Annotated in this window: 15 protein-coding genes, 2 tRNA genes and 3 rRNA genes; 4 read left to right on the forward strand and 16 right to left on the reverse strand. The window is 54.8% G+C overall.

Annotated features, from left to right (window positions below; genetic code table 11):
- Positions 1-40 precede the first annotated feature (40 nt).
- The 11 genes from rrf to ACZ1HE_RS00055 form a co-directional block, all read right to left on the reverse strand.
- Positions 41-155, reverse strand: a 5S ribosomal RNA gene (gene rrf / locus ACZ1HE_RS00005).
- A 228-nt stretch (positions 156-383) separates the two neighbouring features.
- Positions 384-3,209, reverse strand: a 23S ribosomal RNA gene (locus tag ACZ1HE_RS00010).
- A gap of 389 nt (positions 3,210-3,598) precedes the next feature.
- Positions 3,599-3,675 (reverse strand) — tRNA-Ile (locus ACZ1HE_RS00015).
- A gap of 61 nt (positions 3,676-3,736) precedes the next feature.
- Positions 3,737-3,812 (reverse strand) — tRNA-Ala (locus ACZ1HE_RS00020).
- A 144-nt stretch (positions 3,813-3,956) separates the two neighbouring features.
- A 16S ribosomal RNA gene (locus ACZ1HE_RS00025) occupies positions 3,957-5,418 on the reverse strand.
- The 16S, 23S and 5S rRNA genes sit together here with 2 tRNA genes alongside, the layout of an rRNA operon.
- A 784-nt stretch (positions 5,419-6,202) precedes the next feature.
- Positions 6,203-7,234, reverse strand: coding sequence for a sterol desaturase family protein (locus tag ACZ1HE_RS00030; protein WP_472619037.1), 1,032 nt, complete (start codon positions 7,232-7,234; stop codon positions 6,203-6,205).
- Positions 7,235-7,261: 27 nt separating this feature from the next.
- The gene (locus ACZ1HE_RS00035; protein WP_472619038.1) at positions 7,262-8,578 is read right to left on the reverse strand and encodes a M24 family metallopeptidase; all 1,317 of its coding nucleotides are present in this window, start codon (positions 8,576-8,578) and stop codon (positions 7,262-7,264) included.
- Positions 8,557-9,396 carry a 3-methyl-2-oxobutanoate hydroxymethyltransferase gene (locus ACZ1HE_RS00040; RefSeq protein WP_472619039.1) on the reverse strand — a complete coding sequence of 280 codons (840 nt, stop codon included), beginning with the start codon at positions 9,394-9,396 and terminating at the stop codon, positions 8,557-8,559. Before ACZ1HE_RS00040 ends, ACZ1HE_RS00035 begins: the two co-directional genes overlap by 22 nt.
- Positions 9,393-10,109, reverse strand: coding sequence for an SRPBCC family protein (locus ACZ1HE_RS00045; protein WP_472619040.1), 717 nt, complete (start codon positions 10,107-10,109; stop codon positions 9,393-9,395). The genes ACZ1HE_RS00040 and ACZ1HE_RS00045 overlap by 4 nt, the downstream gene beginning before the upstream one ends.
- Positions 10,075-10,512, reverse strand: a complete 438-nt coding sequence (locus tag ACZ1HE_RS00050; protein WP_472619041.1) for an aromatic ring-hydroxylating oxygenase subunit alpha — start codon at positions 10,510-10,512, stop codon at positions 10,075-10,077. The genes ACZ1HE_RS00045 and ACZ1HE_RS00050 overlap by 35 nt, the downstream gene beginning before the upstream one ends.
- A gap of 34 nt (positions 10,513-10,546) precedes the next feature.
- The gene (locus ACZ1HE_RS00055; protein WP_472619042.1) at positions 10,547-11,302 is read right to left on the reverse strand and encodes a class II aldolase and adducin N-terminal domain-containing protein; all 756 of its coding nucleotides are present in this window, start codon (positions 11,300-11,302) and stop codon (positions 10,547-10,549) included.
- Between the two features lie 146 nt (positions 11,303-11,448).
- Here ACZ1HE_RS00055 and ACZ1HE_RS00060 point away from each other — a divergent pair, with 146 nt between their 5' ends.
- Positions 11,449-12,303 carry a LysR family transcriptional regulator gene (locus tag ACZ1HE_RS00060; protein ID WP_472619043.1) on the forward strand — a complete coding sequence of 285 codons (855 nt, stop codon included), beginning with the start codon at positions 11,449-11,451 and terminating at the stop codon, positions 12,301-12,303.
- A 116-nt stretch (positions 12,304-12,419) separates the two neighbouring features.
- Here the strand turns inward: ACZ1HE_RS00060 and ACZ1HE_RS00065 are convergent, their stop codons facing one another.
- Positions 12,420-12,842, reverse strand: coding sequence for a VOC family protein (locus tag ACZ1HE_RS00065; RefSeq protein ID WP_472619044.1), 423 nt, complete (start codon positions 12,840-12,842; stop codon positions 12,420-12,422).
- 237 nt (positions 12,843-13,079) lie between these two features.
- Between ACZ1HE_RS00065 and ade the strand changes: the two genes are divergently transcribed.
- From ade to ACZ1HE_RS00080, 3 genes are all read left to right on the forward strand, one after another.
- The gene (gene ade, locus ACZ1HE_RS00070; RefSeq protein ID WP_472619045.1) at positions 13,080-14,882 is read left to right on the forward strand and encodes an adenine deaminase; all 1,803 of its coding nucleotides are present in this window, start codon (positions 13,080-13,082) and stop codon (positions 14,880-14,882) included.
- A complete protein-coding gene (locus tag ACZ1HE_RS00075) occupies positions 14,879-16,342 on the forward strand; it encodes an AMP nucleosidase (RefSeq protein WP_472619046.1) in 1,464 nt (487 codons plus the stop codon). Before ade ends, ACZ1HE_RS00075 begins: the two co-directional genes overlap by 4 nt.
- Before the next feature lie 131 nt (positions 16,343-16,473).
- On the forward strand, positions 16,474-16,761 hold the full coding sequence (locus tag ACZ1HE_RS00080; RefSeq protein WP_085797769.1) for an HU family DNA-binding protein: 288 nt from the start codon (positions 16,474-16,476) through the stop codon (positions 16,759-16,761).
- A 167-nt stretch (positions 16,762-16,928) separates the two neighbouring features.
- On the opposite strand, the gene ACZ1HE_RS00085 is transcribed toward ACZ1HE_RS00080, so the two are convergent.
- The 4 genes from ACZ1HE_RS00085 to ACZ1HE_RS00100 all read right to left on the reverse strand — a co-directional run bounded on the left by ACZ1HE_RS00085 (position 16,929) and on the right by ACZ1HE_RS00100 (position 20,573).
- Positions 16,929-17,939: a DUF2955 domain-containing protein gene (locus ACZ1HE_RS00085; RefSeq protein WP_472619047.1), complete on the reverse strand. Its 1,011-nt coding sequence runs from the start codon at positions 17,937-17,939 to the stop codon at positions 16,929-16,931.
- A complete protein-coding gene (locus ACZ1HE_RS00090) occupies positions 17,929-18,993 on the reverse strand; it encodes an HlyD family secretion protein (protein ID WP_472619048.1) in 1,065 nt (354 codons plus the stop codon). Before ACZ1HE_RS00090 ends, ACZ1HE_RS00085 begins: the two co-directional genes overlap by 11 nt.
- The gene (locus ACZ1HE_RS00095) at positions 18,990-19,844 is read right to left on the reverse strand and encodes an AI-2E family transporter (RefSeq protein WP_472619049.1); all 855 of its coding nucleotides are present in this window, start codon (positions 19,842-19,844) and stop codon (positions 18,990-18,992) included. The genes ACZ1HE_RS00090 and ACZ1HE_RS00095 overlap by 4 nt, the downstream gene beginning before the upstream one ends.
- Positions 19,845-20,246: 402 nt before the next feature.
- Positions 20,247-20,573, reverse strand: a complete 327-nt coding sequence (locus tag ACZ1HE_RS00100) for a potassium channel family protein (protein ID WP_472619050.1) — start codon at positions 20,571-20,573, stop codon at positions 20,247-20,249.
- Positions 20,574-20,647: the final 74 nt, after the last annotated feature.

Genomic DNA, 20,647 nt, shown 5'->3' on the forward strand with positions numbered 1-20,647 from the left:
GGGTATATTTGACCGTTTTGAGAGAATTGGATTTTACTAGGTTTGGCGGTGAGCTACTCTCCCACGCCTTGAGACGCAGTACCATTGCCGCAGCAGTGCTTAACTTCCGGGTTCGGGATGGGACCGGGTGTTTCACTTGCGCTATGACCACCAAACCGAGAAAAATCCATTTAACTTCGATGAATGGATTTGGCGGCAGGCAGGGTATTTGCGTAGCAAATGCCCGTTGCCGCACCTGAGTTATGTCAGGCTGGCTGTTCCAGTTCATCGAAGAAGATCAATCAACACCGTGGACTTTGTTTTCAAAGTCTCACGTGCTGTCCATGATTTTGTGTTTTGTAGGGTTCGTATGCTTATTGGAACCAGTTTTTCTTTTACTGGATCAAATCAAGCCTATCGGGCAATTAGTACCGGTCAACTGAACATGTTACCATGCTTACATCTCCGGCCTATCGACGTGGTGGTCTACCACGGCCCTCAGGGATACCTTGTTTTGAGGGGGCTTCCCGCTTAGATGCCTTCAGCGGTTATCCTGTCCGAACATAGCTACCCTGCACTGCTGCTGGCGCAACAACAGGTCCACCAGTGGTTCGTTCACCCCGGTCCTCTCGTACTAGGGGCAACTCCTCTCAAGTATCCTACACCCACGGCAGATAGGGACCGAACTGTCTCACGACGTTCTAAACCCAGCTCACGTACCTCTTTAAACGGCGAACAGCCGTACCCTTGGGACCTGCTCCAGCCCCAGGATGAGATGAGCCGACATCGAGGTGCCAAACACTGCCGTCGATATGGACTCTTGGGCAGTATCAGCCTGTTATCCCCGGCGTACCTTTTATCCGTTGAGCGATGGCCCTTCCACTCGGGACCACCGGATCACTATGGCCGTCTTTCGACTCTGCTCGACTTGTCAGTCTTGCAGTCAGGCTGGCTTCTGCCATTGCACTCAACGAGCGATTTCCGACCGCTCTGAGCCAACCTTCGCGCGCCTCCGTTACGCTTTAGGAGGCGACCGCCCCAGTCAAACTACCCGCCACACAGGGTCCCGGATCCGGATAACGGACCGCGGTTAGACATCAAGCAGAACAAGGGTGGTATCTCAAAGGAGGCTCCACAGGAACTGGCGTCCCTGTTTCAAAGCCTACCACCTATTCTGCACATGTTCGGCCTAATGCCAGTGTGAAGCTGTAGTAAAGGTGCACGGGGTCTTTCCGTCTAACCGCGGGAAGCCTGCATCTTGACAGGCAATTCAATTTCGCTGAGTCGATGTTGGAGACAGCGGGGAAGTCGTTACGCCATTCGTGCAGGTCGGAACTTACCCGACAAGGAATTTCGCTACCTTAGGACCGTTATAGTTACGGCCGCCGTTTACCTGGGCTTCAATTCAGAGCTCTCACCCCTCCTTTTAACCTTCAGGCACCGGGCAGGCGTCAGACCCTATACGTCGTCTTGCGACTTCGCAGAGCCCTGTGTTTTTAATAAACAGTCGCCACCCCCTGGTTTGTGCCCCCAGCCCCTAGTTGCCTAGGAACCGGGCCTCCTTCTCGCGAACTTACGGAGGTATTTTGCCGAGTTCCTTCAACATCGTTCTCTCAAGCGCCTTGGTATTCTCTACCAGTCCACCTGTGTCGGTTTAGGGTACGATCTCATGGAAGGGCTATTTCCAGGGACCTCTCAGCAGCCCATTCAATCCGATAAGGATGAACTACCTCCGAGATCCGTCACCTCTTCCTGGCCCAGGAATATTAACCTGGTTCCCATCGACTACGCCTTTCGGCCTCGCCTTAGGGGTCGGCTTACCCTGCTCAGATTAGCTTTAAGCAGGAACCCTTGGACTTTCGGCGAGAGTGTCTCTCACACTCTTTGTCGCTACTCATGTCATCATTCTCACTAGTGATCTCTCCACCGGATCCCTCACAGGTCGGCTTCATCGAAAGCTCCTTGCGTCCAACACCTTCCGAAGAAGGTTAAAGACGCATGGAACTATGTCACACTACGCTCTGCTACCATGCCTTACGGCATCCTAAGCTTCGGCTCATGGCTTGAGCCCCGTTACATCTTCGCCGCAGGACGTCTTAATTAGACCAGTGAGCTGTTACGCTATCTTTAAAGGATGGCTGCTTCTAAGCCAACCTCCTGGTTGTTTTGGACATCCCACCTGCTTTCCCACTTAGCCATGAATTGGGGGCCTTAGCTGTAGGTCAGGGTTGTTTCCCTCTCCACTACGGACGTTAGCATCCGCAGTGTGTCTGCCATCTAGTACTCCCGGGTATTCGGAGTTTGGTTAGGATCAGTAAGCCTGTGGGGCCCCATTACCCATCCAGTGCTCTACCCCCGGGGTATTCGGATGACGCTCTACCTAAATAGATTTCGCAGAGAACCAGCTATCTCCGAGTTTGATTGGCCTTTCACCCCTAGGCACAACTCATCCCGACCTTTTTCAACAGGTGTGGGTTCGGCCCTCCAGTAAGTGTTACCTTACCTTCAGCCTGGTCATGCCTAGATCACTCGGTTTCGGGTCTGATCCCACGAACTCGACGCCCTATTAAGACTCGCTTTCGCTGCGCCTACACCTAACGGCTTAAGCTTGCACGTGAGACCAAGTCGATGACCCATTATACAAAAGGTACGCTGTCAGCCCTCAAGGGGCCTCCAACTGATTGTAGGCGTTCGGTTTCAGGTACTGTTTCACTCCCCTCGTCGGGGTGCTTTTCACCTTTCCCTCACGGTACTGGTTCACTATCGGTCAGTAAGGAGTACTTAGCCTTCGAAGGTGGTCCTCCGATCTTCAGACAGAATTTCACGTGTTCCGCCCTACTTAATACGTCCATCAGAGCTTCCTATACGGGGCTGTCACCCGCTATGGCCATGCTTCCCAACATGTTCTAGTCACTCATCCGGCTCGGCTGGTCCCCGTTCGCTCGCCGCTACTAGGGGAGTATCAATTGATTTCCTTTCCTCCGGGTACTTAGATGTTTCAGTTCCCCGGGTTTGCTCTTAAAACCCTATGTATTCAGGTCTTAAGTACCTGGTTAAGAACATTATAAACAGCCGAAGCTATTATAATGAACTTTCAGGTGGGTTCCCCCATTCAGAGATCCATGGATCAAAGCTTATTCTCAGCTCCCCATGGCTTATCGCAGAGTATCACGTCTTTCATCGCCTCTTACTGCCAAGGCATTCACCAAACGCCCTTCTCGCGCTTGATTTGATCCAGAAAGAGAAAAACTGACGTCTTTCGACCGCAGTAGCTGGTAAGTAACTGCAGCTTATCTTCCTGAACCAAAAGCATACTTTCCCGCCCGCTTCATGTCGGTGAAGCGGACATTGAGTGTTCCGTGCGGAACACTCGGGTTAGTGTACTTGACTTGGACAACTCTGTTCGTTTCAGACGGGATACATAAGACGGAGCGAGGAAACACTCGTGTCAAATGCCTTCCACCGAAGTGGAACCGAACTGAGATCCACGCCACACTCGGCGCGATCAAACAGTGTTGATTGATTTCTCTCTAAACGATGTCAATGCTTCCGAAGAAGCGACGTCCGATTGGACGGTTAAAAACCAAAAACGGTGCTTAACGATCAAATCGAAGGGATATGGTGGGTCGAGGAGGACTTGAACCTCCGACCTCACGCTTATCAGGCGTGCGCTCTAACCACCTGAGCTACCGACCCAGCTGATTTTGCGTTGCAAAATCGGCGTTCAGCCCCTCGTGGTTATCCAGGGCCGTATATCTGGTGGAGCCTAGGAGGATCGAACTCCTGACCTCCTGAATGCAAATCAGGCGCTCTCCCAGCTGAGCTAAGGCCCCTTGAAGAACCCTGCATTCAGGGCTCGGTGACTGAAGAGATATGAGGACGGCCTGGTCCTGATGTTTGGTCAGTTTTGTATACTGACCGTTGCTAAGTGTTTCACGATCAAGAGCGAACTCTATGATGACTAGAAACATCCTTAGAAAGGAGGTGATCCAGCCGCAGGTTCCCCTACGGCTACCTTGTTACGACTTCACCCCAGTCGCTGAGCTCACCGTGGTCCGCTGCCCCCTCGAAAGGTTGGCGCACGGCCTTCGGGTAAACCCAACTCCCATGGTGTGACGGGCGGTGTGTACAAGGCCCGGGAACGTATTCACCGCGTCATGCTGTTACGCGATTACTAGCGATTCCGACTTCATGGGGTCGAGTTGCAGACCCCAATCCGAACTGAGACAACTTTTGGGGATTAACCCACTGTAGTTGCCATTGTAGCACGTGTGTAGCCCAACCCGTAAGGGCCATGAGGACTTGACGTCATCCACACCTTCCTCCCGCTTATCACGGGCAGTTTCCCTAGAGTGCCCAGCCGAACTGCTGGCAACTAAGGATGTGGGTTGCGCTCGTTGCCGGACTTAACCGAACATCTCACGACACGAGCTGACGACAGCCATGCAGCACCTGTCACTAGGTCCCGAAGGAAGGCTCCATCTCTGGAGTTGTCCTAGGATGTCAAGGGTTGGTAAGGTTCTGCGCGTTGCTTCGAATTAAACCACATGCTCCACCGCTTGTGCGGGCCCCCGTCAATTCCTTTGAGTTTTAATCTTGCGACCGTACTCCCCAGGCGGAATGCTTAATCCGTTAGGTGTGTCACCAACAAGCATGCTTGCTGACGACTGGCATTCATCGTTTACGGTGTGGACTACCAGGGTATCTAATCCTGTTTGCTCCCCACACTTTCGCACCTCAGCGTCAGTATCGAGCCAGTGAGCCGCCTTCGCCACTGGTGTTCCTCCGAATATCTACGAATTTCACCTCTACACTCGGAATTCCACTCACCTCTCTCGAACTCAAGACCAGGAGTTTAAGAGGCAGTTCCAGGGTTGAGCCCTGGGATTTCACCCCTTACTTTCTGATCCGCCTACGCGCGCTTTACGCCCAGTAATTCCGAACAACGCTAACCCCCTCCGTATTACCGCGGCTGCTGGCACGGAGTTAGCCGGGGTTTCTTTACCAGGTACTGTCATTATCATCCCTGGCGAAAGAGCTTTACGACCCTAAGGCCTTCATCACTCACGCGGCATGGCTGGATCAGGCTTGCGCCCATTGTCCAAGATTCCCCACTGCTGCCTCCCGTAGGAGTCTGGGCCGTGTCTCAGTCCCAGTGTTGCTGATCATCCTCTAAAACCAGCTATAGATCGTAGACTTGGTAGGCCATTACCCCACCAACTATCTAATCTAACGCGGGCTAATCCAAAGGCGATAAATCTTTCCCCCGAAGGGCACATAGGGTATTACTCTCCGTTTCCAGAGGCTATTCCCTACCTTTGGGTATATTCCCACGCGTTACTAACCCGTCCGCCGCTCACCCCGAAGGGCGCGCTCGACTTGCATGTGTTAGGCCTGCCGCCAGCGTTCGTTCTGAGCCAGGATCAAACTCTCAAGTTGAAAAGCACTTGCATGCTTATCCTTGACGTTCGAACCTCTGCACATCACTCATATTGGCATTACTGAAACCAATATAAGTTTTCTCTGTTTGTGTGCTTCAGCTACAAAGTAGCGAAAGCCGTACAAACAGTGAAGCTGACACTCAATCATCGGGCCGAAACCCTAAGAGCGTTGATATACAGACGTTGATCCATCGAAATGAACCAAACCGCCCACATATCTCTTCAGTGTATTCTATTGTCAAACAGCGTCGGAGCCTAAACCCCAGAGACAAAAACCAACACGAAGCGCCAATCTTACCTGGCGCAAACCGCGTCAATCCTACCTCGAATTCTCTCCGAACTTCCCATCCCGAACTCTCCGTCCAGTCCGTTCCGTCCGCACCGTAGCGCCTCAGCGCCGCCGGTGAAGGGGGTTCTAGTCCTAACACCAAACACCCGCAACCCAAAAAATCACAAAAATCACAAAAATCAAAAGAAAGTTGAAAAAGTCAATAATTCCAATTGGTTACCTTGAAGTCCTTCGCTCCAGAATGATCCAATCCACCTAAAGCATGAGAGACACAGGCCGATATCAATGCGACTCGCAGCACACCGCATTCAACATCTTGTGGCCCACAAATAGTCTCACACCAATTACCTCGTGAATCAGTCGAACCAACAACCCTTTGAAGTCACCCGGCCGCTCAGGACTAGACGCATGTCCTTCGTACTTTGAAGAATACTGGCGCGCTGATAATGAGAAGCAGCGGAACGCCCCGGTCCGCCGCTTCCTTAACCACCAATCAGCCGAACATCCGTTTCTTGCGTGCACGAGTTTCAGCCGTGGCCTCGGGTGAGCCATCATGGAAGGTCCCGAACCACCTGTCCCATGGCATTTCCTGATTGCCATAATTGCATTCGTAATACCGGTGGTGCAGTTGGTGATAGAATGTGCCCAAAGTCAGCTTGCGTTTGTCCTTGATCAACAGATCTTCGTATCCAGCGTGGCTCATGGCGGCACCCGGACCCTGAAACACGATGTGAAAACACAGGTGGATCGGGTGCGACGCCACAACCCAATGGATGCAGAGCGTGGTCAGGTAGATAAAATGCTCGAGCGGGTGCATCGAAAAACCGGACCATGGGCCGATGTTCACATTGCGGTGGTGCAGTGAATGCACGCGTTTGTACAGGAACGGTTGATGCAACAGGCGATGCACCCAATAGAAGTGAAACGCTGACCACATCGGGATGATCACCAGCCAAGCCAGGAACCACACCGGGTTTTCGGCAAAAGTGATCACGGGCGCATAGCCATTGGCCATCAACCACATGGTGACCACCTGAAAGCCGGTCAGTTGAAATACGCCCGACCCAAGCGACCAGAACATGTTGTCCTTCACCTGATCGCTAAAGTCCCAGAGCTTGTTGTTCTTACCCTGATCCCTCCGCTCAAACTTGAGCTTTTTGCCCTGCCCTTTGCGAATGTAAAAATACCAGTGCAGGCCACCGGCCACCGCAAAGATCATCACGAAGTTGATGACATAGACCTGCGCAATCCAGCCGAAAGCAAAGCTCTGCGCCACCTCCAGCGACGGGTAGAAGAGAAACCACAGCGCCACGGCCACAATGGTCATCAGCACACGTTCACTCAAGGTCAGCCAATTGCGGGCAAGCCATCCCACCAAATAGGCCGGGTTGGGTGGCCATTGGAAAATCGACGGATCCTTGAGCGGCAGATCCGGGTGATAGTTCCACTCGCGGCTCATATCCTGCATCTGCTCACCCGAGGATGGGGTGGACATCTGGTCCAGGCTCGGTGTCGTATCGGTCATTTTGGCATCTCCTCTTTGGCCAAAACATCAGATTTCGCGCGACAAAAGCGCGTCTTCGAACGGGTAGCGCGATAAACAGACCGCACCGGTGTCAGTGATCAGATATTGGTCTTCCAGCTTGACGCCTTCGTGCCCACCTAGCTTGCCGACATAGCTTTCGACGCAGATAACCATGCCGGGCTCAAGCTCGCCGTCATAGTGGAACTGCTCATCCGCGGGGTAGTAGATCACCGGGTATTCGTCGGCCATGCCAAGCCCATGCATCATGCAGGGATAGGTCTGGTCGTTGTATCCATCGGGCTGACGATAGCGCTGCTCGATCAGTTCGCTGAACGAGATACCGGGACGCAGCATCGCGCCGTTATGCATCACCTCGTTGTGGGCATATTGATACAGACGGCACTGCTCGTCTGTCGGACGCCCCGGCCCGCAATGATAGGCGCGGCTGATATCGGCGCCATAGCTCCACGGGCCAACCATGCCGCAATCGAACACAACCAGATCGCCCGCCCGGATGGTGCGGCTGCTAGCCTCTTGCTGCCAGGGGTTTGTCCGTTCGCCAGAGGCCAGCAGGCGATAGTCGATCCATTCACCACCGCCTTCGATATTGGCGGCCCACATGTACGCCCATAACTCCTGCTCGGTGATGCCGTTGACCAGATTATTGCGCATCCGGGTCATGCCATCCTCGGCCACCGCAATCGTTTGGTTCATGCACAGGATTTCTTCTGGGCTTTTGATCTTGCGGGCGTGGGCCAGTGCCTCCCCGGCATCAACCAGAATCAATCCGGCATGCTCCAACGCCATATGCGGCAAGGGCGCGGTGCGTTCGACGCCTACGCGGGTCTCACCCCCACAGTGCTTATCCACCAACGCCTTCATCTGCGCGGCCCACTTTGTGCACCATTCCTGATGGCGATAGCCCGCAAACATGTAGGACAGCGGCAACAGGTCATCACGGATCTCGTCGATGGTCTCCAGCTGCGCGCCAGTTTCCCGCCCCGGCTCGCTGTCAAAGTAAATCACCGGCCCTTCGGTGGGCAGAAACAGATAGCCCGCGTGAATATGCATCTGAAACAGCGTGCAGTTGCGCACGCCCGTGGCATAGCGGATCGACAGCGGCTCAGTTAGGATCACCGCCGCCATCCCGTGCGCCTTCATCTGTTCGCGCAACCGGTTCTGGCGATAGCGCCGCATCCGGGGCACGTCGATCATGCCCTCGGTATCAGTCAGCTGCATGGGCGGCGTTTTCCACGCAGCCTGTTCCAGAGTCAGTGGCTGCGGCTTGGCGGCAAATGCGCGAGTGTAATCGGTGGCGTCGTTCATTGGTGCAGGGTCGTCCATTTATCCAGCGCTTCGCGCAGCTTATCTTCTTCGCCCGGCAACATTCCGACTGTGTGAGCCGCATCCGGGAAGGCCCCCGATTGCACATCCGTCCGAAACCCAGTCAGCGCTTTGTCCCGTTCTGCCACCAATTGGTTGCGGATCGACAGAACATCGCCCCAGGCCTTGGCATGGCGTGGCGGGTTTTCGACGTCCCCGCAGATGTCCTCCATAAACGAAAAGATGATGTCGCCGCCCGAACCTGCGCCGATCGAATGGGTCAATAGCGAGGTTTTGTGGTTGATCGCCTGCAGCGCCTCGACCGCGACGCATTCGACCTCAACCGCCGCGGCGCCTGCATCTTCATATCGGCGCATCCAATCGAGAAGTTTCATCGCCTCTTCGGCTGTCTTGCCAAATGTCTTCAATCCCCCAGTCAGGGTCGATTTTCGTGGCACCAGACCTACATGGCCCTGAACCGCCAGTCCCTCATTCGCGATGAGTTCCACGATGCCCATCCCGCGAGGGGTAAATATCGCATCAGCGCCTTTTTCTGCTGCCTTCAACGCTGCCGTCAGGCATTCCTGCGATTCAAGATACTGACACATGGTCTGGCTTGAGGTGATGAATGTATGCGGTGCCCCCGCGCGGACTGCGTCATAGTCCAGATCGGAAATGGTGATCATGTCGATCCCCATCTCTTCGCAGGCGCGCGCCTCATCCTCGCAGATAGCCGAGACCTGGGTCATCTTGACGCCAGCGGCCTTGTTGCGGCGCAGACAGTCGACGGTCAGATTGCGGCGTGCGGGTTTGCCGCCGTAGGTATAGATGTTCTTCATGGGTCTTCGCTCATGGCTGCCAGATAGATATCGTGGAAATAGCGCATCGCGTGTTCCGAGATGTCGTGCGCATCCGGATCAGTGACGTACCAGCCCTGCTTGAACCCGCGTTGATGCATGCCGCGCTGAACGTTTTCACACAGCTCGCGATCCTCGACAGACACTATGTTTGTGGACCATTCGGCCCGCTCGGCAGACCGTGCAGCCATGTCCGGATCTGTGGGCTCCGATGTCGTCAACGAGATCGAGCGCCGTTCGGTCAAGTCTGGCGTTACCGGATCAAATCGCGAGGCATAGAAGCCGCGTGCACCAGGGAATTGGCCAAAGATCGTGTTGGGGAACAGGAACCAGAACTGACCGTCCAGGACGTCATGTTCCAGATCCAGCCGGAACGCCTCATTCTCGGCTTTGCGCGCGGTTGGGGCGTGTTGATAGGTATAGTTCTGAAACAGCTCGAACCGGTTTTCCGCGATGTTCATCATATCATCAAACGAATGATGCGCCGGGCCGCAGTGGTGACATTCAAGATAGTTATCCAGCATCACCTTCCAGTTGGAATTGCAGGTGTAAGTGTGGCCATATGCGCTGTCACCTTCGATCACGAGGTCGGGCAGTTCCGGTATGCGATCCAGCATCTGCGCCTCTAACCCCGGCGCAAACTCGGCCAGGCTGGGCGCATCATCGTCCAGGTTCACAAACAGAAAGCCCGCCAAAGATCTCGACCCTAACTTGGGATAAACAGACCTCGGACCGTCCCGGGGCGTCAGTTCCATCGCGCTTGGGCATCCCGCGCAGATTGCCATCCAACCCAAAAGTCCAGGCATGATATGGACAAGTCAGAACCGCTTTCTTACCGCTCCCGTCAACCAGTTGATGTCCCCGGTGCGGACAGACGTTGTAGAACGCCCGCACCTCACCCTCGCGATCCCGCACAAGGAAGATGTTCTGATCGAATAATGACAGGGTGATGAATTGGCCCGGCTCGACCAGCTGCGTTTCGTGCCCGGCCAACTGCCAGCTGCGCAGCAACAACTCGCGCTCGGCCCTTAGCGATTGAGCAGACGTATAGTGTCGGGCGGCGAGGGTGCGCGCCCGGGGATTGGCGGTATCCAACATGGGATGTCCTTTCTGGCTTGGCGGCTAGTGCCGCTTAGCTCGCGTAGTCTGACCCTTCTGCGTCCAGGATCGCTTTCATCTCTCTCATGTGCGCCTCGGCCTGGCTTGGGTAATCCTCAAGCTCTTGCGCGGTCTTCTCTGCGATCTCATCGCTCAACACGCGCAGCTTTTGGCCGGTTTGCAGGGCACGAATGTAAGTCTCGGCTGCCCGCTCGAAATAGTAGAGCCGGTTGAATGCATCTGCTGCGTCGCTGCCGATAACCAGCACGCCATGGTTGCCCATGATCATGACTTTCTTCTTGGGGTCGTTCAGCATCGAGGCGCAGCGCTCACCTTCGCTCTCAAAAGCCAGCCCGCCGAACTCGTCATCAATCACGTAGCGATTGTAGAAGGTGGCGGTGTTTTGGTCGATCGGAGGGATATTGCTGTCCGCCAACGAGGCCAGAACCGTGGCGTGGATCGAATGCACATGCATCACACAGCGCGCATGCGGGCAGTGACGGTGGATCGAGCCATGCAATCCCCAAGCGGTCGGGTCTGGTGCGCCGGGCAAGTCCATCGTGTTTGGATCATTTGCATCCAGCAGCAACAGGTTCGATGCCTTCACACGACTGAAATGCATCTGGTTCGGGTTCATCAGGAACTGCGTGCCGTCGTCATTCACGGCCAGGCTGAAGTGGTTTGCCACAGCTTCGTGCATGTTCAGCTTGACGGTCCAGCGAAAGGCCGCCGCCATATCAACCCGCTCGGACCAGTGATCCATGTTAGGTCGTAGATTTGTCACGCTCATCGCCGAGTCTCCCTGATGCCGAAGCGGTGTTCCTAGGTGAGAAAGAACCTGCATCCAGGACTTGCATTTGACCAACGAAAAAAACGAAGCTATCCCATTAGTGTTGCTAATGGCAGAGTTATGCGTATGCAGAAACCCCTCCCCCTTTGGGCTGGCTCCGCACTTTTGAGGCCGCGGCCCGTCACCTGTCGTTTACCGGCGCTGCGCGCGATTTGAACATGACGCAAAGCGCGGTGAGCCAGCAGATCAAATCGCTCGAAGGGCATCTGGGGCGGCCGCTGTTTCATCGCCGTCCTCGGGCGCTGGAGCTGACGGAGACCGGGATCACCTATCTGCCGGTTGTGCGTGAGGCGTTTCGAACCCTTGTGCGGGGAACCCAAGCCGTGGTGGGGGATCAGGCAAACGCAGTGCAGGTACAATCAAACATCACCTTTGCGGTGAATTGGTTGGCGCCAAAGCTGCCTCGGTTTCGCGCGCTGCATCCGGATATTCAGCTGAACATCTTCACCGAGCTCTGGGAGCCCCGCGAAATGGCCGAAGGCGCCGCGGTCGAGATCCGCTATTCCCTACGCCCTGCGGACACGGTTCGGACGGAACTGTTACGGACCGACCATTACTATCCCGTGTGTGCACCAGGGTATTCCGTGACGTTGGACAATCTGCAGAACCAGCCACTCTATGATTGCTCGAACCTGCTGTCGAATTGGTCGAATTGGGCCGAAGATCAGGGTCTAATATGGACAAATCCTCCGATCACCTATGCGACAACCTACATGGTCAGCCTGTCGGTTGCGATGGCCGGAGGAGGGTTGTGTCTGGCCCATGACACGATCGTGCGCAGATTGATCGACGAGGGGCGATTGATTGCGCCCTTTACGCACCGCGCAGTGATGCCCGAAGCCTATTATCTGCTGCTCTCGCCGCAAGCTGAAGAGAACCCCGGTGCCATCGTTTTCACCGATTGGCTACGGTCCGAGATATCTGCTGAAGTATCGTCCTGATCCACAAGTAGTCCCGCCCGTCGTCAATGTTCCTGGCCGAACATCTCCTCCCGTGTGAGCCTCGCCGTCCGCAGGACGCAAGGCCAAAAGGCTGCGCAGTTTGGCAAACAGGTCAATTAACCCTTGGGTCTGCTTGGCACCCAAGCGTAACCATCGGCGCAAAGAATATATGCTTCGCGCAACCCATGCGGTTTGTCCATCGCGACTTGTAAAACCGTGGCGCCTGATGCCTCGGCCCTCTGCACGGCCTCGTCAGGGTCGCTGTCATAGAGGCGGATCTCCATCCCAGCCCCGCGTGGTGGGTTTTCGGGCAATAGGTTCAGCAAAGGATTGGCGTGATAGGTGCCGTCGCTGTGCAATTGAAACACTTGCTCACCATATGTCACGATCGCAAAATCCGCTGTAACTTGATAGCTGCGCATTCCGAACACATCGGCGAGAAAGGCGCATTCGGCTTGCACGTCACGAACGAGCAAGTTCAGGCCGATCCCCTTTAGTGATCGGCCAAATGCGTCAGCGTTCACCGTTTGATAATCCATTGATGACCTCCCTCGTCAAAACCAATGAGACCGAAAAAACTGTATTGCACAAGGGGATATCCAATCCAAACAAGGCCTGAACAGCGCTACGAGAAACAGTAGCATACGTGGGATATCGCCATTATTGGCGCATCAATTCACAGCTCCCGCAAGCCCACTTTCCAGCCCAGGTATGATCCTTTCATGATACCGCGACGCGGGGGTTGCACAGGCGCTAACATTCGGGAAAGTTGAGCCATGGAACAGACACCTTTCCCAAGCTGGCCGGAAGCGGCCCCCCGATTGATCGCCGTTGCTGCTGGCCGTGAAGCTGCTGATACCGTCATCACAGGCGGGATTTGGGTCAATGTGCACACCCGTGAAGCTTTGCCCGATCATTCAGTCGCCATCGCCGCCGGGCGCATCGCCTTTATCGGCCCCGACGCCAACCATTGCACCGGCCCCGACACTCAGATCATCGAGGCCAAGGGGCGTTACATGATCCCCGGCCTGTGCGACGGGCACATGCACATCGAAAGCGGCATGCTGACACCTGCCGAGTTCGCCCGCGCCGTGATTCCTCATGGCACCACGTCGATGTTCACCGACCCACACGAGATCGCCAATGTGTTGGGTTTGGACGGTGTCCGCATGATGCATGACGAGGCACTGATGCAGCCAGTCAACATCTTTACCCAGATGCCGTCCTGCGCACCCTCGGCCCCGGGGTTGGAAACCACCGGCTATGAGATCAGCCCCGAGGATGTCGCCGAGGCGATGACCTGGCCCGGTATCATCGGGTTGGGCGAGATGATGAATTTTCCCGGTGTGTCCAACGCCGACCCAAAGATGCTGGCCGAGATTGCGGCAACACAGAACGCGGGCAAAACCGTGGGTGGGCACTATGCCTCGCCCGATTTGGGTCCAGCCTTTGCGGCTTATGTTGCGGGTGGTCCGGCGGATGATCATGAAGGGACGTGCGAGGCGGATGCCATCGCTCGTGTCCGTCAAGGTATGCGCTCTATGATGCGGCTGGGGTCTGCCTGGTACGACGTCGAAAGCCAGATCACTGCGGTGACGGAAAAGGGTCTGGATCCGCGCAACTTCATCCTGTGCACCGATGACTGTCATTCAGGTACGTTGGTCAATGACGGCCACATGAACCGAGTTGTGCGGCACGCAATTGCCTGCGGCTGTGATCCGTTGATCGCGCTGCAAATGGCGACGATCAACACGGCCACCCACTTTGGCTTGGAACGCGAGATCGGTTCGATCACCCCAGGTCGGCGGGCGGATGTCATCTTAACCTCTGACCTAACCGAACTGCCGGTAGAAACCGTTATCGCGCGCGGTCAGATCGTGGCAGAAAACGGCTCTATTACGGTAGATTGCCCGCATTTCGACTGGCCCGACACGGCGCGCGGCACTGTGCATCTGGGTCATGAATTGGGTGCCACGGACTTTGAGATAAAGGCCCCCGAGGGTGCCAATTCCGTCCGAGCCAATGTAATCGGCGTAGTGGAGAATCAAGCCCCGACCAAAGCACTCAAGGCTGATTTGCCAGTCCGCGAGGGATTGGTCGAAGGTGATGGAGAGACCTGCCAGATCGCGCTGGTGGAACGGCACCGGGCCACGGGCAGCGTGACCAACGCCTTTGTCTCGGGCTTTGGGTACCAGGGGCGCATGGCCATGGCGTCGACAGTGGCACATGACAGCCACCATATGATTGTCGTCGGCACCGACCGGGCGCAGATGGCACTGGCCGCGAACCGGCTGGCCGAGGTGGGCGGTGGCATCACCATCTGGCGCGACGGCGATGAGCTAGCGCTGGTGGAACTGCCCATTGCTGGCCTGATGTCAGACAGCCCCGCCACGGATGTCGCCGCGAAAGCAGAGCAGATGGTCGCCGCGATGCAATCCTGCGGCTGTGACCTGAACAACGCTTACATGCAGCACTCTCTTCTGGCCCTTGTGGTGATCCCGGAACTAAGAATCTCGGACCTTGGGCTGATCGACGTAAGAACCTTTGAAAAGATCGACCTATTGGACCCGCTTGAATGACTGAATACGCCACCCCAGAAACTCTCGAATCAGAACACTTTACCGACCCGACCCAAGCCGTCGATCGTCTGATCGAGTTGTATGATCAGGCGACTGCTTTCCTCTGTCAGCGGTTTTCCGAGGCGATGGTCAAGGGAGCTCCAGAGCGCCATGTGCGCGCATTCTACCCCGAGGTGCGGATCAAGACGACCAGCTATGCGCAGGTCGACAGCCGATTGAGCTATGGACATGTGACCAACCCCGGCACCCATGCCACGACGATCACGCAACCCCGGTTGTTTCGGTCCTACCTGACCCAGCAGATCGCACTGCTGATCAAAAACCACGGACAGCCTATCACTATTGGTCCATCAGACACGCCCATCCCCGTACATTTCGCCGTTGCGGCCAACCCAGGTTTGACGGTGCCGCAAGAGGGCGCTGCTGGCTTCACCCTGCGAGACGTGTTCGATGTGCCGGACCTGAGCACCACAAACGACGACATCGTCAATGGGACTTATGTGCCCAGCAACGGCACCGGCCCGCTTGCTCTGTTTACGGCACAGCGCATCGACTATTCGCTGGCGCGGCTGTCGCACTATACCGCGACCGACCCAGGCCACTTCCAGAACCACGTCCTGTTTACCAACTACCAGTTCTACGTCTCTGAATTCGAGGCTTATGCCCGTGCTCAGCTAGCCGATCCAAACAGCGGTTACACCAGCTTTGTCAGCACCGGAAATGTCGAGATCACGGATGCCGATACCCCCATCGAAACGCCTGCCAAGCTGCCACAAATGCCGACCTATCACTTGAAACGGGCAGACGGATCGGGGATCACACTGGTGAATATCGGCGTAGGGCCGTCAAATGCCAAAACTGCCACGGATCACATCGCCGTTTTACGCCCGCACGCCTGGTTGATGGTGGGTCACTGCGCCGGTCTTCGGAACACTCAGGCGCTTGGGGACTTCGTTCTTGCACACGCCTATCTGCGTGACGATCACGTGCTGGATGACGATCTGCCCGTCTGGGTACCGATCCCGGCGCTGGCCGAGATACAGATCGCGCTGGAACAGGCCGTGGCCGAGGTAACGGAATTGGCGGGGTATGACCTGAAGAGAGTGATGCGCACCGGCACTGTGGCCACCATCGACAACCGAAACTGGGAACTGCGCGACCAGTCCGGCCCGGTGCAGCGTCTCAGCCAGTCACGCGCCATCGCGCTGGACATGGAAAGCGCCACGATTGCCGCCAACGGTTATAGGTTCCGGGTTCCTTATGGCACGTTGCTGTGCGTTTCAGACAAGCCGCTTCATGGTGAATTGAAGTTGCCAGGTATGGCCACCGAGTTCTATACGACTCAGGTCAGCCGCCATCTGGCCATCGGAATCCGCGCGATGGAAGCCTTGCGTGGGATGCCTCTTGAGCGCCTACACAGCCGGAAATTGCGCTCGTTTGACGAAACCGCCTTCCTCTGAGCGCAAAAAATCGCCGAAAACCCCATATTTTCTTGGTTTTCGGTGCTACTATTCGTTGTGTTACCCCACAATATCCAGTTACAGTTACGCGGCGAGGCCCAATGGATCGGGCACAGTAAGGAGACCAAGAAATGGCAAAGCCTATGACCAAAACTCAGCTCGTGGCAGCATTGGCCGAGGAAATGGGTACCGATAAGAAAGCAGCTGGCGCAGCACTTGACGCTATCACCGGCCTGATCACACGCGAAGTTTCTGGCGGTGGTGCCGTGACCCTGCCGGGCGTTGGCAAGATTTATTGCCGTGAGCGTCCCGAACGTATGGTGCGCAACCCTGCCACCGGTGAACAGTTCAAGAAAGAAGCCGACAAGGTTGTGAAAATGACCATCGCCAAAGCGCTGAAAGACAGCGTGAACGGTTGATCGGAATTTACGATCTGAACGGATAAGGGCTGCCATTTGGCGGCCCTTTTTCTTTGCCTCAAGTCCGAATTGAGCAACGTTGAAGCAACGAACCATCGGATATCCGGCTTAGATCTTGCCAACATTTGCGTTTACTTTGGTTGGCCGAACTCCCCGTCCAAAACGACTTATTGGGGTAGCTGACGTTTTTTCTCGGGCCAGAATTCATCCACGACGACATACGCGACAATCACAAAAAATGCGGCGCTGGCGACTTGCAGAACACGAGTTATACTTTTGACATCAGCCTCGTCCGAAAATGGCGCAATCGAACCACCATATACAACCAAGACTGTCGTCAACGCCGATCCCGCCGCGGCCGCTATTGCGTTTTGTGTTTTACCAAGTGCCCCCAGTGCAAGACAAAAGAATAAGCACAGCAAAATGGGTGTCAGGATAACAGGCGCGATTACATTCACTTCGTAGCAGATGATCGACACGCCTGCCCCAAGCAAGTTGGCCGTCAACATGGCTTTGGCGACAGCCGTGCCAGCAGCAGGCATTGCCGCAAGTTGTTGACTAAGGAGCGCCACAAAAAAGAGCACCAGCAATGCCGACGCACCAGACACAAAAAACACCATCGCAAAAGGGACCGTAACAAGTGACATTCGAAACAATCGGCGATGAGGGTCGAATTCATGTTCTGATGCAGCTTTGCTTTGCGGCCCAGCCTGCGGTTCGGCGGGAAGCAGTACGAACATCAACGTCGACACAAACCCGGCAAATAGGAGGTTCAGAGGTATCCAGAAGACCAAAACCAACGCCAGATCCTGAGACTGCAGCACCAGATTCGGAATCATCAACGCACCCATAAGGGCTATGACACCCGGCAGAACGCCGGCCCCTGAAATCGTCCACGTGAAAGAAAGAATAATTCCGATCGCAACCAAGATTAGGAAAACCAGCTGATACGGTGCAAAAACAGACGACAGCACGAATGAAATGAACATCAACCCGATTGAGAACACAAAAAGCTTAGCAAAAACCTTTAACGGTAGCGCCGCCGGGGCTTGCAAGAACAGAGCCGTAAAAACCGCCCCGATCACAGCCAACGGCCAGCCCAAAAACAGACCCAAGGAAAAGACAGCCGTAACGCCCAGTGCCAGCCGGACAACAGACTGACGCTCCTCAGTACGCATAGGAAAATATTGAAACCAAGCGAATGTATGTGCGGCCAACAAAATTCAGCATGGAACTTTCACTAAGGTACATGATTACGTCGGCCTGCCCGTTCAATTGAAACCGCAAATCGTCTTCAGTGCTCCCAGCCTCGTATCCAGGCAATACAATGCGCACAGGGAAGCGTTCTGGCTCACGCAGGAACCCCTTTGTTGTCGGCGGGCTTGCCAGTTGGCCAGGTTCATCTCCACCACTCAATGACACGGCTGAGCTAAAACTTTCGATGACGCCAGGGATAATCTGACCGGGATGCATATCAAGAACAACGTCTACTTTGGATCCAACCTTCGCTCGACCCAAGTTGTTTTCTGTAAAGTAAGCCTCGATCCAAACGTCCGTAGCATCCAGGAACGTCAACAGATCCTGACCGGAACGCGCATATGTGCCCGGAGCAATAAGCAGGTTGGAAATTACACCCGTCGCCGGTGCCTTGAGTTCAGTCCACTCAAGATTCAACTCTGCATCCGCCAAAGCGGCCAACGCGCGCTGAATTTTTGGGTTCTCTACACCTTCATCACCAAGCCTTTGCTTAGCTTTTTCCAGATCTGCCTTGGCGTTTTCATAATTTGCTTCGGATTCGGCCAATTGCCCACGCGCATCGTCGGCACTGGAAATAGCAACCAGCCCCTTCTTCTCAAGGGCAAATATACGTTCTGTTTGAATGCGCATCGTATCCAGATCGCTCTGAGCACGCGCCAACTTGGCTTGTGCACCGCTGACTTCTGCCGAGGAAGCGCCAACCTCCTGAGTTGCAGCTTCAAGATCTGCCTCAGCTTTGTCTCGCTGAATTTCGTAAGGGCGAGCATCGATCCTGACCAGTACATCCCCTGCTGAAACGATCTGACCGTTTTCCACAAGAACCTCAGTGACCGTTCCAGTTACTTGAGGAACAATCTGAGTTGCTACGGCCTTTACCCGGGCATTGCCGGTAAATGGCGTCTTCCGATCAGCAACGAGATACCACAACAGGAATACGAGAATGACGGCCAGCGTAGTCCATATGGTCTTTCTCATTTGACCGTTTCCTCGGCCGAAACTTCGCCATCAGACGAGGCATCAATCCAGACCTTGAACAGCTCATAGAATACCGCGAACAGAACCGGCCCCATAAAAACACCGATCAGACCATAGGCCATCATACCGCCCAGTACCCCAATCAAGATTACGAGCATCGGCGTTTCCAGGCCTTTGGAAATGAACACTGGCCGCAGAAAACTGTCCATGATGGTTGTTGGAATGGCAAGAACTGTGAAAATCAGAGCTGCCCCACCTGACATTGAACTCCAAGCGTAGATGACCAGCGGCAACAGAACCAAACCCGGTCCGATCTGGATTATCGAAAGGATCATGCAAATAAACGCCAAAGTTGCGGCCGAAGAGATCCCAAAGACCTTTAACAGGGCCCAAACAACAACTGCTTGAATTGCTGCGACACCGATAACACCCTTGGTCACATTGCGGATCGTCGCCCCCGCCAAGGTAACGAACTCTCCTCCTCGAGGAGCGAATACACGGTTGGCAAATCGCTGAAGGCCTTGAACCAAATTGGGACCAGGGCTGAACAACGCCCCCATTATCAGTACCGACAATGCCAAGCCCAAAAGCCCTATGCCTATGCCCAAGACTTTACCGAAAAGCGACTTCGTAATCTCAAGGATTTGGGCGCCATACTGCGCCAAGGCGGCATCCAGATTCCTCTCGAACAAGGACCAAGCGTCCGCGATTTTATTTCCGACAACAGGCAAGTCCTTGATACCTTCTGGCGCCGGAGGGATCTTTAACTCACCATTGTTTGCTTGTTCCGCAAAGTCCGCACCAAGTTCCGCCGCACCTGACACCGCGGTTGCGACTGGCCCAAGGGTCAATACGAGGCCGAGGAGAACCAGTATGGTGGCAGCAAGTGACTTGCGCCCCCCAGTTTTAATTGCAGCCAGTCGAACACAGGGTAAAGCGCAACACATAAGATAGTCGCCCATATGACGGCACTGGCCAAAGGTGCGACCATCACTAAGGCACTGTACAGAAACAGCCCAAGGAAGAGTAAGCGTATCGCGAGATCAACGATTTTCGCGTCTTGGGTCTTTTCCATACCGTATCTCCAAAGTTTCGTTTTTTGGATATTACACTCAAAAAACGCAATGTGTGTGTTTATTTACCCCTAGAACCGATTATCAACTTGATAGAGAAGCGAAAAACCAAATTTTCTTTGGACCGCTGCTGTTACTGGTCAACTTACATGAACGTTGCCAATCCGACCTCGGGTTTGACTATTTTTTGGGCTCGTCGTTGCCTTGAGACATAATGGTATTCGCAATAGTCGTCGCCGCCGCCACAAAAATACCCAACCCAACAACAATATAGAACATAGTGAAAATCTTCCCCGCCGCAGTTTCAGGGGAAAAGTCACCAAAGCCCACTGTGGAAATCGTCACAACTGAAAAGTAGATCGAGTCAAGCCAACTCCACCCTTCGACATAGTGATAAAACACAGACGCCCAAAGCACCATTCCGACGGTGAGCGCAAGTATACCTTTCACTGCGCCGTCCTTGAGCGCGACACCAATTCCTCTTGTTATCTTGGTAATTGCATTCATGGTGACCTCATTGATGAACGGCTCTTCCCAACAGAAATACCATAAACATTATATGTCAATGTTCGCATTTGATT

This window comes from Falsiruegeria sp. JB4-1, assembly GCF_055693495.1.